At 61.3% G+C, this 14,450-nt stretch carries 14 protein-coding genes; all 14 read left to right on the forward strand.

From position 1 onward, the window contains the following. Positions 1 to 96: 96 nt before the first annotated feature. Positions 97 to 1,140 carry an N-acetylneuraminate synthase family protein gene (locus tag C2E25_RS03715; RefSeq protein ID WP_103114445.1) on the forward strand — a complete coding sequence of 348 codons (1,044 nt, stop codon included), beginning with the start codon at positions 97 to 99 and terminating at the stop codon, positions 1,138 to 1,140. A gap of 9 nt (positions 1,141 to 1,149) precedes the next feature. After that, a complete protein-coding gene (locus C2E25_RS03720; RefSeq protein WP_103114446.1) occupies positions 1,150 to 2,136 on the forward strand; it encodes an NAD-dependent 4,6-dehydratase LegB in 987 nt (328 codons plus the stop codon). After that, positions 2,129 to 2,848: a nucleotidyltransferase family protein gene (locus tag C2E25_RS03725; protein WP_103114447.1), complete on the forward strand. Its 720-nt coding sequence runs from the start codon at positions 2,129 to 2,131 to the stop codon at positions 2,846 to 2,848. Before C2E25_RS03720 ends, C2E25_RS03725 begins: the two co-directional genes overlap by 8 nt. After that, the gene (locus C2E25_RS03730; protein ID WP_103114448.1) at positions 2,836 to 3,729 is read left to right on the forward strand and encodes an NAD-dependent epimerase/dehydratase family protein; all 894 of its coding nucleotides are present in this window, start codon (positions 2,836 to 2,838) and stop codon (positions 3,727 to 3,729) included. The genes C2E25_RS03725 and C2E25_RS03730 overlap by 13 nt, the downstream gene beginning before the upstream one ends. Next, positions 3,713 to 4,486, forward strand: coding sequence for a cytidylyltransferase domain-containing protein (locus tag C2E25_RS03735; protein WP_103114449.1), 774 nt, complete (start codon positions 3,713 to 3,715; stop codon positions 4,484 to 4,486). Before C2E25_RS03730 ends, C2E25_RS03735 begins: the two co-directional genes overlap by 17 nt. Beyond that, positions 4,486 to 5,448 (forward strand): glycosyl transferase, encoded by a 963-nt coding sequence (locus tag C2E25_RS03740; RefSeq protein WP_103114450.1) that lies wholly within the window; start codon positions 4,486 to 4,488, stop codon positions 5,446 to 5,448. The genes C2E25_RS03735 and C2E25_RS03740 overlap by 1 nt, the downstream gene beginning before the upstream one ends. Next, a complete protein-coding gene (locus tag C2E25_RS03745; protein ID WP_103114451.1) occupies positions 5,438 to 6,157 on the forward strand; it encodes a WbqC family protein in 720 nt (239 codons plus the stop codon). Before C2E25_RS03740 ends, C2E25_RS03745 begins: the two co-directional genes overlap by 11 nt. After that, a complete protein-coding gene (locus C2E25_RS03750) occupies positions 6,154 to 6,783 on the forward strand; it encodes a PIG-L deacetylase family protein (protein WP_103114452.1) in 630 nt (209 codons plus the stop codon). The genes C2E25_RS03745 and C2E25_RS03750 overlap by 4 nt, the downstream gene beginning before the upstream one ends. A gap of 39 nt (positions 6,784 to 6,822) precedes the next feature. Further along, the gene (locus C2E25_RS03755; RefSeq protein WP_103114453.1) at positions 6,823 to 7,842 is read left to right on the forward strand and encodes a radical SAM protein; all 1,020 of its coding nucleotides are present in this window, start codon (positions 6,823 to 6,825) and stop codon (positions 7,840 to 7,842) included. Continuing rightward, entirely contained in the window at positions 7,839 to 8,879 is a 1,041-nt protein-coding gene (locus tag C2E25_RS03760; RefSeq protein ID WP_103114454.1) for a radical SAM protein, read from the forward strand. Before C2E25_RS03755 ends, C2E25_RS03760 begins: the two co-directional genes overlap by 4 nt. Then, positions 8,876 to 10,324: a B12-binding domain-containing radical SAM protein gene (locus C2E25_RS03765; RefSeq protein ID WP_103114455.1), complete on the forward strand. Its 1,449-nt coding sequence runs from the start codon at positions 8,876 to 8,878 to the stop codon at positions 10,322 to 10,324. The genes C2E25_RS03760 and C2E25_RS03765 overlap by 4 nt, the downstream gene beginning before the upstream one ends. A 4-nt stretch (positions 10,325 to 10,328) precedes the next feature. Next, positions 10,329 to 12,401, forward strand: a complete 2,073-nt coding sequence (locus tag C2E25_RS03770; protein WP_103114456.1) for a 6-hydroxymethylpterin diphosphokinase MptE-like protein — start codon at positions 10,329 to 10,331, stop codon at positions 12,399 to 12,401. A gap of 170 nt (positions 12,402 to 12,571) precedes the next feature. After that, positions 12,572 to 13,996: a flagellin gene (locus C2E25_RS03775; protein ID WP_103114457.1), complete on the forward strand. Its 1,425-nt coding sequence runs from the start codon at positions 12,572 to 12,574 to the stop codon at positions 13,994 to 13,996. 97 nt (positions 13,997 to 14,093) lie between these two features. Beyond that, positions 14,094 to 14,438, forward strand: coding sequence for a flagellar protein FlaG (locus C2E25_RS03780; RefSeq protein WP_103114458.1), 345 nt, complete (start codon positions 14,094 to 14,096; stop codon positions 14,436 to 14,438). Positions 14,439 to 14,450 lie beyond the last annotated feature (12 nt).

Here is a 14,450-nt window from a genome sequence, read left to right on the forward strand (position 1 = left end):
CTGCCGTTCCTGCGGCGCATCCCCGCTGAACAAACGGCCGGGCTTCCGATCCTCGGATTCGGCTGCCCGGTTTTTTTATGATGATGGGAGAGAACCATGTCTGAATACGTATCGGTCGATAGCGTTCCAATCGGAAACGGCCATCCCTGCTACTTCATGGCGGAAATCGCCGGCAATTTCGGCAACGAGGAAGAAGCGGTCAGGATCGTCGATGCCGCCGTCAGGGCGGGCGCCAGGGCGATCAAGTTCCAGACCCTCGACCCCGAAACCATCACCACCCGCTCCAACCGCTTCAACATGGAAGCGGTCGGCACCCGTCTGCAGTACGAAGTCTTTGCCGAAACCGCGACTCCGGCGGCACTGCAGCTCTTTCTGGTCGACTATTGCCGTCACCGCGACATCACGGTTTTCTCGGCGCCCAGTCACATGAAAGACCTGGACCTGATCTCCCGCTTCGACAGCCCGGCCTACAAAATCGGCTCCGACCTGGCGACCCATATCCCCCTGCTGCGCGAACTGGCAACAACCGGCAAGCCGATCTTCCTGTCGACCGGCATGTGTACCATGGCCGAGGTTGAAACCTCCGTCAACGCGATTCAGCAGGCCGGCAACAGCCCGGTACTGCTGTTCCACTGCGTCTCCAACTACCCGGGCAACCCCGCCGAGCAGAACCTGCTGGCGATGGTGGCCATGAAGGAAAAATTCGGCCTGCCGACCGGTTTCTCCGACCATACGATCGGCATCGACATCGCCCGGGCGGCCATCGCCCTCGGCGCCGACATGATCGAACGGCATTTCTGGGTGGAGGGCAACCTGGAGGGTCCGGATCGGCCTATCTCTTCGGATGAAAAGGAATTTTATCGATTGGTACAATCCTCGCAATATATCGCTGCAGCAAGGGGGGACGGAGTCAAAAAACCGACTCCCGACGAATTGCGCAACATGCGAACCAACCGGGTCAGCATCATCGCCATGGAGGATATCGCGGCCGGATCGCTGCTGACCACCGCCAACCTCGATATCCGCCGCCCCGGCAACGGACTGCCACCACTGATGTGGGACGAGGTCATCGGCTGCCGGGCGGCAACCCATCTCAAGGCCGAGCAACCTTTGCGGCCGGAGCATATCAGCAGGGAGTGACGATCGTCCATGAAAGGGAAACAGGTCCTGGTAACCGGCGCTGACGGCTTCATCGGCTCACACCTGACAGAACAGCTGGTTCGCCAGGGAGCCCGGGTCCGGGCCCTTTCCCTGTACAACTCCTTCAATCATTGGGGCTGGCTGGAATCGACCGACATCCTCGACCAGGTCGAAGTTGTCTGTGGCGACATCCGCGACCCGTTTTTCTGCAAAAAAATCACCGCCGGCATCGATACCGTTTTTCACCTTGCTGCCCTGATCGCCATCCCCTACTCCTACCTGGCGCCGGCCAGCTACATCGAAACCAACGTCAACGGTACCCTCAATATCTGCCAGGCGGCCCTCGAAAACGGCTGCCGACGGGTGATCCAGACCTCGACCAGCGAGGTCTACGGCACCGCCCGCTACGTGCCGATCGACGAAAACCATCCGCTTCAACCGCAGTCCCCCTACAGCGCCAGCAAAATCGGCGCCGACGCCATCGCCGAGAGTTATCACCGCGCCTTCGATCTTCCCCTGACCATCGCCAGGCCGTTCAATACCTATGGCCCGCGGCAATCCGCCCGCGCCGTCATCCCCGGCATCATCAGCCAGATTGCCGGAGGACAACCGGAACTGCGTCTCGGCGACCTCACCCCGACCCGCGATTTCACCTTCGTGGACGATACCTGCCGCGGGCTGCGGGCCCTGGCCGCCAGTGAAACCACCCTCGGTGAAACGGTCAACATCGGCTCCAACGATGAAATCTCGATCGGCGAACTGGCGCGTCTGATCAGGGACATGATGGGCAGCGGCATCACCATCGTCAGCGATGAACAACGGCTGCGTCCTGAGAAGTCAGAGGTCTTCCGTCTCAGATGCGACAACAGCAAACTCAGGAAGCTGACCGGTTTTGTCCCCGAAACCAGCCTGGAAAAGGGATTGGAGAGAACCATCGCCTGGTTCACCGATGAACGGAATCTCGCCCGCTACAAAGGGGGTATCTACAATGTGTAAACGAGCTGTCATCCTCGCCGGCGGCCAGGGTACCCGTCTGCGTCCCTACACCGTGGTGCTGCCGAAACCGCTGATGCCGGTCGGCGACTACCCGATCCTCGAAGTGATCATTCGCCAGTTGTCCCATTTCGGCTTCAAACACATCACCCTGGCGGTCAACCACCAGGCGGAAATCATCAAGGCCTATTTCGGTGAAGGGGACAAGTGGGGTATCAGGATCGACTACTCACTGGAGAACATCCCGTTGAGTACCATGGCTCCACTGAAGCTGATTGACGACCTGCCGGAAAACTTCCTGGTGATGAACGGCGACATCCTCACCGACCTCGATTTCGGCCTCTTCTACAAGTACCACGTCAGTCACAAGCATCTTTTCACCATCTCCGCCTTCAACCGCACGCAATGCAGTGAATACGGGGTGCTGGAAGTCGACGAACAGGACTGCCTGTGCGGATTCAGGGAAAAGCCGGTTATCAACTACGACGTCAGCATGGGCATCTACATGCTCAACCGCAGGGCTCTCGACTTTATCCCCGACGCGAAGCCCTACGGTTTCGATCACCTCATGTACGACATGATCAAGGCCCGCAAGCTCCCCCGCATCAAGCGCTTCGACGGTTATTGGCTCGACATCGGTCGAGCAGACGATTACATCCAGGCGATCGAGGAATTCGATCAGTTGAAGGCCCGTTTCCTGCCATGCTACTCCTGACCGGCAGCCGCGGCTTCATCGGTCGCGCCCTGACCGCACGACTGCGACAGCAGGAGTTGGAGTACCGTGAGATCAACTCCGAAAGAGGCGGGGTCACCAGACCGGACAATTTCCGTCCCTTTACCGCCTGCGGCATCCGCCACGTCTTTCACCTGGCGGCACGGGTTTTCGTTCCCGACAGCTGGCGCGAGCCGGGAGCCTTCTTTCATACCAACCTCACCGGCACCCAGAACGTTCTCGAATTCTGCCGCGCCACCGGTGCCGCCCTGACCTATGTCAGCGCCTATCTCTACGGCCCCCCGGAAAAGCTGCCGGTGGTTGAAGATCATCCCCTCCGCCCCGACAATCCCTACGCCCAGTCGAAAGTCCTGGCCGAACAGCTGTGCCGCTTTTACGCCCGCGAATTCAATCTGCCGGTCACCATCCTGCGTCCCTTCAATGTCTACGGTCCGGGACAGGATCGGCGCTTCCTGGTTCCATGGATCATTCACCAGGCATTGCATGCAGAGCGGATCACCCTCAGGGACCTGCGTCCGCGTCGTGATTTTGTCTTCATCGACGACCTGGTGGACGCACTGCTGTTGACCCTGACCCCGCAACCCGGACTGACAACCCTGAACATCGGGTCCGGTACCTCGATCAGCGTGGCGGAAACCGTCGCCCGGGTCCAGTCGTTGCTCGGCATCGACAAGGAAGTGACAACAGAAAATGTCCGCCGGAAAAACGAGCTGGACGATGTCGTCGCCGACATCAGCCGCGCAACCAGGATGATCGGATGGCGACCGAAAACCTCCTTGGAACAGGGGCTGAAGAGCATGATTGAAGAACTGCGCACCCCGAGAGGGGACAGACAAGGAGGGTCCCATGCTGCCGGCGGCTGAACCTCACCCGTTACCGGTCGCGGCTCTGCCGGTCGGCGGCAGTGAACGGCTGGGAGTCATCATCCAGGCGCGCATGGGTTCAACCCGGCTGCCCGGCAAGGTATTGAAACCGGTCGGCGACCGTCCCCTGCTCGGCGTCATCCTCCGCCGCCTGGAGAGACTGCAGAGTCCAGCCGAGATCATCGTCGCCACCAGTGAGCTGCAACGGGATGATCCGGTTGCCACCTTCTGCCTGCAAACCGGCGTTCGCTGTTTCCGCGGCAGCGAAGAGGATGTCCTGGATCGTTATTATCACTGCGCAACCGGATACCGGTTCAGCCAGGTCGTGCGACTGACCGCCGACAACCCCTTTGTCGATGTCGCCGAACTCGACCGCCTGATACGGCGACATCTCGCGTCTCAAGCTGACTACAGCCATTCCTTCGCCAGCCTGCCGGTCGGGGTCGGCGCCGAGATCTTCAGCTACCAGGCCCTGGAAGAAAGCTTCAACCACGGCCACCTGCCCCATCACCGCGAACATGTCAACGAATTCATCCAGGAGCGCCCCGGGCGCTTCAGAATCGCCACCCTGAACGCTGCTCCCGGCAAACATCGTCCTGACATCCGGCTGACCGTCGACACCCCGGAAGATTATCGCCGCGCCTGCTTCATCACCGCCAACCGCCCGGCCGAGACCGTCACTACCCGCGAGGCGATCGATCTCTGTGAACTTTTTGCCGAACGGGCGGCCGAAACAACACCGTCCGGCCTGCCGTGATGCTGATCCTGTGCGTCGAAGCGTCCCACCGCAAGGGACTCGGCCACCTGTTCCGGGCGATGACCCTTTACCGCCACCTGGAAGCCGTGAAGCTCCCCTGCCATGTGCTGATCAACCATCACCCGCCCTCGCTGCAGCTGCTGACCGAACGGGGGATCAGGCATTCGGTCGTCGACCTGGAGAACCCGGATCCCTGGGAACCGAACTGGATCGACAGACTCGCGGCTCGCGCCTGGATCAATGACCGTCACCAGACCTCCGCCAGCCACGCGTCGCGCGTCGCCGCGACCGGCATTCCCCTGGTCACCTTCGACGACCGCGGCCCCGGCGCCGCTCATGCCGACCTCCATTTTGCCCCGCTGGTCTTCACCGACCGAACCCGGCTGCAGGGACGGAAAATTTTCACCGGCCCGGACTTCCTGATTCTGACACCGGAGATCCACGCCCATCGGCGGCCGCGCAAACAGCTGCAGAGACTGATCGTCTCCCTCGGCGGCAGCGATACCTACGGCGTCACCCTCAAGGTCCTGAGGCTGCTCAGGGAGCTTGAACGGCCGGCAACGATCCATACCGGCCCCGCCTTTGCCCACCGGAACGAACTGCAGACGCTGGCGGAACGGTACTGGCCGATCCTGGAGCGGGTCGACTCCCTGGTGGCGACCTTCGCCGACTTCGACCTCGCCATCACCGGCGGCGGGGTCACGCCCTTCGAGGCCAATGCCGCCGGCCTGCCCTGCCTGGTGGTCGCCAACGAGGACTTCGAGGTGGAGGTCGGAGAGTACCTGCAGCAGCGCGGCAGTTCCCTGTTTCTCGCTCACCATGAGCAGCTCAACATCCGAGAGTTGCGGCTTGGCCTCGACATTGCACAACAGACCCTGGAAACCATGAGTCGCCACGGTCTGCGTCAAAATCCTGACCGCGGAGCGATGAATATCGTCCGGGAAATCCGTCATGTGCTCTGAAAAAACGGTCGTCATCCACCAGCCCGACTTCCTGCCCTGGCTCGGCTTCTTCCAGCGTCTGCTGTACGCCGACCTCTACCTGGTTCTCGATAACGTCCAGTTTCTCAACAACAGCAGGAGCTGGCACAACCGCGACAAGATCAAAACCCCCCGGGGCGAACGCTGGCTCACTGTCAGTGTCAGGAAAACGGCACAGAAAACCCCGATCAACCAGGTGCTGCTGGCCGACAACACCGACTGGCGGGAACGTAATCTCTCTCTGCTCAAACACCATTACCGTCGTGCCCCATTTTTCGACCAGATCTATCCGGAACTGGAAAAACTCTACCGGTCTCCGGCGACAACCCTGATCGATTTCAACCTGCGCTCGATCAAAATGCTGCTGCGGCTGTTCGCCATCGACATTCCACTGCGCCTCGCCGGCGAACTGAATCCCGCCGGGAGCAGCAATGCCATGCTGGTTGATCTGCTGAAAAAAACCGCCGCCGACCGTTACCTGTCGGGGAACGGCGCCCGCGCCTATTTCGACCCGGAGCCCTTTCGGGAGGCCGGTATCAAGGTCTGCTGGCAGAGCTTCCGCCACCCGGTCTATCCGCAACTGCATGGTGACTTCATCCCCGGCCTGAGCAGCATCGACCTGTTCTTCAATTGCGGGATCGAACAATCCCGCGCCATCCTGCGATCCACCATGGAAGGAGTGCGGTCATGAACATCCTCGCCATCGGCGCCCATTTCGACGATATCGAACTCGGCTGCGGCGGCGCTCTGGCCAGACACATCGCCCAGGGGGACAAGGTCTACGCCTTCGTCGCCTCGACCTCCGGCTTCACCGGCTACAACAAGGAAATGATCCGCTCCAACGAAACCGCTCTCAACGAGGGCCGCCGGGCGATGGAGATCCTCGGGGTCGAACTTTTCTGCGGCGACTGCGAAACCTTTGCGGTCGAGTTCACCGAAGCCCTTAATGTCCAGATTCTCCGGATCGTTGAAGAGAAACATATCCACCGCGTCTACACCCACTGGGACAGCGACATCCACCACGACCACCAGGCCCTGGCCAAAGCTTCGCTGCACTGTTGCCGGCACGTCCCCAGGATGCTCATGTATCGCAGTAACTGGTATCACTCAACCACTGATTTCAAAGGCAATTTCTATATCGACATCACCGATTTCTGGGGCATCAAGGAGGAGGCCGTCAAGGCCCACACCTCGGAGCTGGAACGCACCGGCTACAAGTGGTTGCGGTTTTTCAAGAACGAGGCGGAAAACGCCGGTCAGCGGATCGGCGTGACTTACGCCGAAGTCTTTGAAGTGGTGAAGTGGCTCGAACCCTGATCCTTCATTTCATTCGCATGAGCTGAACAGGAGACCGAAATGACAGCAAGCAAACGCGAGCGGGATGTCAACACCCTCTGCTCCTTTCTCAACTTCAACACCACCTGGGAAGCGGACATGGGCGACGATTTTCTCCGCTATCGCCGAGCCTGGCAGGAAAACACCCGCCATAAAACCCTGACCCGCTTCCCGATGCATCTCGATTTCGACCTGACCAACGCCTGCACCCTTGCCTGCCCTTTCTGCCCGCGCACCCAACTGGTCAGGCAGGGTCGCTATCCGGGAACCTACCGGATGTCGTTCGAAGTCTATGAAAAAGCTCTGCGCGAAGGCGCGGAAAAGGGCCTGCTGGCGATCAATCTCAACGCCGGCGGGGAGCCGCTGCTGCACCCCGACCTGCCGCGGATGGTGAAGCTGGCCGCGGATCTCGGCATTCTCGACATCATGCTGCATACCAGCGCCGTCCACCTCGACGAGGCCTTGGCCCGATCGCTGATCGAAGGCGGTCTGACCAAGCTGATCATCTCCTTCGATTCGCCGATCCCGGACCACTACGAACAGCTGCGCAAGAATGCCCGCTTCGATGCGGTGGTCGCCAATATCAACCGCGCCATTGAACTGAAAAAGGAATTGCGTTCCCTGACGCCCTTCATCCGCATCAACATGGTGCAGATGAAAGAGAACCACCAAGAACGGCAGCAGATGATCGACCTCTGGCGCGAGCGGATCGACGGCCTCGGCTTCCTCGAATACATCAACTACTACCAGTGGGACGACCGGGACCGCTACGTTCATCCGGTCCGCTACCAGGAAGATTTCGTCTGTGAAAAACCCTGGCAGCGGCTCGGCATCGCTCATGACGGCCGCATCAAATTCTGCCACCTCGACGACCTCGACGAGGTGACCCTCGGCTCAATCGTTGACACCCCCATCGAAAAGGCCTGGCAGGGCTCGCAGATGCAGGCCTACCGCGAACTGCAGCAACAGGGACGAATCAGGGAAATCGAACTCTGTTCGCGCTGCAGTACGCCGATGATGCCGGAGGAGCCACGACCGTGACGACCACCACTGAAACTGAAAAAGTCACCGATTACAGCCGCCGGGGCGATATCGACACCTACCTGGGACAATTGCAGGGTGAAGTCTTCCGCCGCTACCGAAAAGAATGGCGTCAGGCGGAAAAGGAATTGCAATTCTTCCCCTACCCCCTGTTCCTGGTGGTCGAGACGGTCAACACCTGCAATCTCAGCTGTGCCATGTGCTTCCGCAGCCGGACGCCGAGCCCGCAACCGGCGATGATGTCCCTTGACGATTACCGTCGGCTGATCCGGGAGGCGGGCCGGCTCGGCTGTCCGTCCCTTTCCCTCAACCTCAACAACGAGCCGCTGCTCGACCCGCTGCTGGTCGAACGGGTCGCCCTGGCCAGGGAAGCCGGGTTCATCGATATCCGCCTCAACACCAACGGCATCCTGCTGACCCCGGAGAAATCCCGGGAACTGATCGCCGCTGGACTGACCCGGTTGTCGGTCAGCATTGACGCCGCCAGTGAGGAGACCTACCGCCGCATCCGCACCGGCGGCGACTACCAACGGCTGCTGAACAACCTGGAGGCCTTTGTCGCCATCCGCGACGAACTGCGGGCTCCGTTGCCGGTACTGCGCTGCACCCTGGTCAAGATCCGTGAAAACGAACATGAAGTTGATGCGTTCATCGACAACTGGCAACAGCACGCAGATTACGTTTCGATTCAAAGTTACGTTCCGCACAGCAATGATGACGAATCGATGACACTGCACCCGGCTCAGCAGGCAAAGAGTGCCGACGTGACCTGTTCCCAACCCTTTGAACGACTGGTGGTCACGGTCGACGGCAACGTCCTGCCCTGCTGCTCGCCACAGGGGGCGGAGATCGTTCTCGGCCGATTGGACGACACCGGCCTGGCGAAGATCTGGAACGGCCCGAAGGCGATGAATCTGCGGCGGATGATGCGGAGCCGCTGCTGGCATGGTCACCCGGTCTGCAGTTCCTGCCTGAACGGCACCTTCGGCAGCCACGAGAACCGGCAAACCGCCCTTCTGGAAAAGGAAACAGCATGAGAAACGGACGCGTCCTGTTTATCATTCATGACAACTACCAGGATTTCAATTACTTCCCCCTCGGGGTGGCCTACCTGGCCGCCGTCCTGCGCGATGCCGGGGCGGATGTCCAGATCTACTGCCAGGATCTCTACCACCAGTCGAACGAAGAGCTGGCCGCGTATCTCGACGACAATACCTTCGACCTGATCGGCATCGGCTTTCTGGCCGCTCGTTTCAAGGAAACCGTTGAAGAGCTGTGCCGGGTCGTCACCCGGCACAAGAAGGAGGCCTGGCTGGTGCTCGGCGGCCATGGGCCATCGGCATTGCCCGCCTACATGCTGCAAAGAACCGGCGCCGACGTGGTCGCCATCGGCGATGCCGAGCAGACGGTCGTCGAACTCCTGCACGGCAAAATCTCGGGGACCCCGGCCATCGGCGACATCAGGGGAATCGCCTGGCGCCGCGGCAGTGAGGTTCACCACAACCGGCCACGTCCCGCCATCCGCGACCTCGACAGCCTGCCGCTGCCGGCCTGGGAGCTGTTCCCGATGCGGGACTATATCGGCAGCGTGCACTTCGCCGGGCAGCCGGAGGATGTCGACCGCAGCCTGGCGCTGATTTCCTCCCGCGGCTGTGTCAACGCCTGCAGTTTCTGCCACCGCCTCGAAAGCGGCTACCGGGTGCGGAGCGTTGACAACGTGCTGGATGAACTGCAACTGCTGATCGAGCGCTACCGGATCGAATATTTCCTCTTCCTTGACGAGATGTTCATCCTCAATAAGAAAAGACTGCTCGAATTCGAACGCAAACTGGATCAGCGCGGCATGCAGATCCGGTTTTCCTGCGCCGCCCGGGTCGATATCATCGACCGTGAGGTGGCCGGCATTCTGAAACGCTGCGGCTGCAGGTTCATCACCTTCGGCATCGAATCGACCAACGACAACGTCCTGCGGCTGATGCGCAAGAACACCACCCTTCAGAAGAACATCAGGGCCGTGGAAGCGGTCAACGAGGTCGGCGGCATCGGGCTCTCTCTCAACCTGCTGTGGGGAAACATCGGCGATACCGAGGAAAGCCTGCGCACCAACGTCGAGTTCATCAAACGCTACAACAACTACCAGCAGGTCAGAACCATCCGTCCGCCGACCCCCTATCCCGGCAGCGCGCTCTACCAGTACGCCATCGAGCAGGGCCTGCTGACCGGCCCGGACGATTTCTTCGACCGCTTCAGCAACTCGGATCGCTACCTGGTCAACTTCACCGACCTCCCCCTGGACAGGTTCTACCGGCTTCTGCTGGAGGCGAACCGCGACCTGATCCTCGACCATTACCGGCACACCGGAGGTGACATGGAGGAAGCGCGGCGATTGATCCGGCAGTTCGAAGATCTCTACAGCGGCCGCAACGACCATTTTCGCGGCGCGCGGGACTACACGCCCCGGCAACGGCTGCAGAGGATCTGACACGATGACGCAAAACAGACCGAAACACCGTCGCGCCAAATCCGCCGGCACCATGCTGGAACGACTGCGGAAACGTACTCCGCGCCAGCGGGCGTCCCTGCTGAGCAACACCTTCCAGGCCAACTTGACCTTTTTCAAACAACGCGATCCGGCTCTCGCGAGCCTGCTGGAAAGCGGCGGACAAAACCCTTACCAGGTCAGCATCAATGACCATTTCCTTGACCTGATCGATACCTCCAGCAACCTGCTCTGTCATCCGCAGAGCGGTCTCGACAGCTTTGCCGAACAGCTGGGCGACTGGCACCACCCCGGCTGGATCGATTTTCTCGACCCCCGGCTGCGCCATTATCCACAGGATGAAAACCACGGTCGGCAGCTGATGGCGTTCAGCGAATCGCTGCTGGCAGCCTTTCCCCAATTCGAAGAGCGCCTGTCCGAAGATCGATTCCAGCTTCCGGAGATCGAAAACGGCCGCCGTTTTTCCCCGGCGGTGGTCTTCGCCGGTATCTTCCACGGCCTGCACATCGACCATTATCTCAGTCGAACTTCAGTAGCCGATGTCACGCTGATCGAACCGGACAGGTTCAAGTTCCTGGTTTCCTGCCATTTTCTCGACTACGCCCGGCTCGAACAACGCTGCGGCGGCCTGCGACTGCACGTCGGCGACCCGGTCCCGGATGCCTTCCTGCAGGCAATCCTCACCCGCAGCTGGATCACCAGCACCGTCTGGCTGCGAGTGCTGCCCGGCTACCGGCTCCCCGAGATCGACAGGATTGTCGAGCGACTGCGGCTGGCCTGGCTGGCGCTGACCGACGCCTGGGTGCCGGCCGACCGCGAACTGCGCGCCCTCGATCACGCGAAAAAAAACCTTGCGGCAGGGGTGCCGATACTAACCTCGGAACCGCGACCGGAACCGGAAACCAGGATCGCCGTGGTCGGCGCCGGGCCATCTCTGTGCAACGACCTTGCATGGCTCAAAAAACAGCAACAGCAAATCATCATCATCGCAGCTCACACCGCGGTCAGGGTGCTGCTCAAAAACGGTATCAGGCCCGATTTCCAGGTCAGCCTCGATCCCGAATGGGACGACGCGACCCTGCGGCGGCTCGACCTTGACCGCCGCATTCCGCTGCTGGCGGGCAACCACAAGGATCCGGCAATTCTGCGGCAGTTCGACCAGCCCCTGCTGGTCGCCGTCGACGGCCTGCCGCAGCCGGTTATCTTCAACTATCAACTTCCTTTCGGGCTGCAGACAACCGGCAACCTGGCCCTCGCCTTCGCCTGTGCCTGTCATCCGCGGACCCTGCTGTTGCTGGGCATGGATTTCGGTTTTCGCGACAGCAACCGGATTCACGTCAAGGGCGGACATTTCGATGAACAGACAGACCAGGGCGTCGAGATAACCGGCAACCGGCAACTTCCGGTTGCCGCAAACTTCCCCTCACGGCAGCCGCTGCTGACCCGCCCCTACTTCAATGACGCCCGGCTGCTGGCCGAAAAGACCCTGCGTCAGCTCGAACCGGGGACGCGCATCCTCAATCTCTCGGACGGCGCCCGTATCGCCGGCGCGGACGCGGTCCACTCGAATGAATTTGAACTCGATCCCTGGCCGGACAAGGAAGCGGCCCTCGCCGCGCTCAAGGCCGCCTTTGAACCGCCCCGCAGGGGGGAACACTGGCACCCCTTTGCGGATGGGGCCAACCAGACGGCAGATCTCCTGACAACCGGGCTGCACCGCCTGTTCGACCAGCAGACCATCAGCTGGAGCCACCTGGCCTCGACCCTCAACCGTGCCCAGCACGACCTCTTCCAGCTCTGCCGGACCGGGACGACACCGGACCTGCGCCCCCTGCCCTACCTGCGGATCATCAAGGATCTGCTCACCACCTGGTTCCGTTTCCTGATCGCCGCCCGCACTCCGGAGGAAACAGCGAATCTTTACCGCAAGGGGCGAGAACTGCTGCTCGGAGCCGCCATGGAGTGGAACGATCACCGGCAACTGGGACAGCCCACGACAGGGGCGGCGACGGCATCATCCGCTACCCGACAAACCCATCCTCAGCCTCGAGACAGATAAAAATTCACCTAAACCTCCAGTCCCGGGCGGCCGATATGTCATTCTGAACGCGGGGAATACCAGGCCCAGGAGGTACCAGGATCGAGGATGCGGCCCCCCCATGGACGTTCACTTTCACTTGAACCGGGCACGGAAGCCCACCAACACCACCTTCACGGAGGAAAATTACAATGGCACTGACAATCAACACCAACGTCGCTTCTCTGAACGCCCAGCGAAACCTGAACAAATCCCAGAATGCCCTGGGGAAATCGATGCAGCGGCTCTCGTCCGGTCTGCGTATCAACAGCGCCAAGGACGACGCCGCCGGCCTCGCCATCGCCAACCGGATGACCTCGCAGATCCGCGGTCTCAACCAGGCCTCCCGGAACGCCAACGACGGCATCTCCCTGGCGCAGACGGCTGAAGGCGCCCTGCAGGAGAGCACCAATATCCTGCAGCGTATCCGCGAGCTCTCCCTGCAGTCGGCCAATGACACCAACACCTCGTCCGACCGCTCCTCGATGCAGGCCGAGGTCGGCCAGCTGCAGAATGAGCTGGATCGTATCGCGACGACCACCACCTTCAACGGTCGCCGCGTCCTCGACGGCTCCTTCACCGGTGCCACTTTCCAGGTCGGTGCCAACGCCGGTGAGACGATCTCCTTCAACATCTCCAGCGCCAAGGCCTCCAGCCTCGGCCACATCGCCTCCGGCACCGGCACCGCGGTCACCGCCAACACCACCACCGGCATGACCATCGCCGTCGGTTCCGGTACCGCCACCACCATCGCCTCCAGCGCCAACTTCGCCCACGCCACCGACACCACCTACCGTGGCGCGGATTCGGCCTACGCCAAGGCGGCGGCGATCAACGACGCCGGCATCGCCGGGCTCTCGGTCTCGGCCAAGACCGAGGTCGCCACCACCACCTGGGCCAACATCGGCGGCACCACCGGTGACACCTATGGCCTCAAGATCAACGGCGTAGACGTTTACTCGACGGGTACCGACGTCTCCGGCGCCGCCCTGACCGTCACCGACGTCCGCAACGCCATCAATGCGGTCTCCGACCAGACCGGTGTCATCGCCTCCGACGACGGTACCGACCTGACCCTGACCGCCGCTGACGGCCGCAACATCGTCGTCACCGAGTCCGGCACGTCCACCGGTTTTACCGGCAAGGGTACGGTCGCCGCTTCCGGCAGCGCCAACCGCGGCAAGATCACCATGGATGCCACCGACACCATCACTGTCACCGGCGGCACCGAGTCCGGTCTGACCAGCATCGCCAAGGACACCGCCGGGGTCGATTCCATCGACATCTCGACCGCCAACGGCGCCCAGACCGCCATCAAGCGGGTCGACGCCGCCCTCGGCGCCATCGACCAGATCCGCGGCGATCTCGGTGCAGTGCAGAACCGCTTCGAAACCACCATCGCCAACCTGCAGAATGTCGCCGAGAACCTCTCCGCCGCCCGTTCGCGGACCCTCGACGCGGATATCGCCCAGGAAACCTCGGCGATGACCAAGAGCAACATCCTGCAGCAGGCCGGTGTTTCGATCCTGGCACAGGCCAACCAGGCCCCGCAGCTGGCCCTCTCGCTGCTGAAGTAATCAGGTGAACCGGGTATGGGGGCCGGATGCTCCGGCCCCCGTTTTTTAACCCGATGAACCTGAGGCAAAACCGGATGTTCAGCGAAGGGAGTCAGGCATGAAAGTCGAAGCGATCGCACCCGGGAACGTCGGCGCACCGCCCAGATTCGACCTGGCCGAACAGGTCGAACAGGACCGCCAGGTCGCGCGGGCACTCCCTGAGGCCGAAAAAAAGGATCAGAAAGTCAATCCGGAAGAATTGTTCGACAAGATCAAGCAGATCACCAGCAACGGCCAGTACAGTATCCAGTTCGAGATGAACAAGGACATCAACTCCCTGGTGATCCGCATCGTCGACCGCGAATCAGGCGAACTGGTCCGGCAGATTCCCAGCGAAGAACTGATCCGCTCGTCCAAAGCTCTGCAGGATCTGCGGGGGTTGATGGTCGACACCGAAAGCTGAAGCAGCACAGAG

The organism is Geothermobacter hydrogeniphilus (assembly GCF_002898515.1).
Taxonomy (GTDB): domain Bacteria; phylum Desulfobacterota; class Desulfuromonadia; order Desulfuromonadales; family Geothermobacteraceae; genus Geothermobacter_A.

Excerpts from the sequence above, each read along its gene's own strand:
- C2E25_RS03715 (WP_103114445.1), top strand. The coding sequence starts at position 97 with ATGTCTGAATACGTATCGGTCGATAGCGTTCCAATCGGAAACGGCCAT.
- C2E25_RS03720 (WP_103114446.1), top strand. The coding sequence starts at position 1,150 with ATGAAAGGGAAACAGGTCCTGGTAACCGGCGCTGACGGCTTCATCGGC.
- C2E25_RS03725 (WP_103114447.1), top strand. The coding sequence starts at position 2,129 with ATGTGTAAACGAGCTGTCATCCTCGCCGGCGGCCAGGGTACCCGTCTG.
- C2E25_RS03730 (WP_103114448.1), top strand. The coding sequence starts at position 2,836 with ATGCTACTCCTGACCGGCAGCCGCGGCTTCATCGGTCGCGCCCTGACC.
- C2E25_RS03735 (WP_103114449.1), top strand. The coding sequence starts at position 3,713 with ATGCTGCCGGCGGCTGAACCTCACCCGTTACCGGTCGCGGCTCTGCCG.
- C2E25_RS03740 (WP_103114450.1), top strand. The coding sequence starts at position 4,486 with ATGCTGATCCTGTGCGTCGAAGCGTCCCACCGCAAGGGACTCGGCCAC.
- C2E25_RS03745 (WP_103114451.1), top strand. The coding sequence starts at position 5,438 with ATGTGCTCTGAAAAAACGGTCGTCATCCACCAGCCCGACTTCCTGCCC.
- C2E25_RS03750 (WP_103114452.1), top strand. The coding sequence starts at position 6,154 with ATGAACATCCTCGCCATCGGCGCCCATTTCGACGATATCGAACTCGGC.
- C2E25_RS03755 (WP_103114453.1), top strand. The coding sequence starts at position 6,823 with ATGACAGCAAGCAAACGCGAGCGGGATGTCAACACCCTCTGCTCCTTT.
- C2E25_RS03765 (WP_103114455.1), top strand. The coding sequence starts at position 8,876 with ATGAGAAACGGACGCGTCCTGTTTATCATTCATGACAACTACCAGGAT.
- C2E25_RS03770 (WP_103114456.1), top strand. The coding sequence starts at position 10,329 with ATGACGCAAAACAGACCGAAACACCGTCGCGCCAAATCCGCCGGCACC.
- C2E25_RS03775 (WP_103114457.1), top strand. The coding sequence starts at position 12,572 with ATGGCACTGACAATCAACACCAACGTCGCTTCTCTGAACGCCCAGCGA.
- C2E25_RS03780 (WP_103114458.1), top strand. The coding sequence starts at position 14,094 with ATGAAAGTCGAAGCGATCGCACCCGGGAACGTCGGCGCACCGCCCAGA.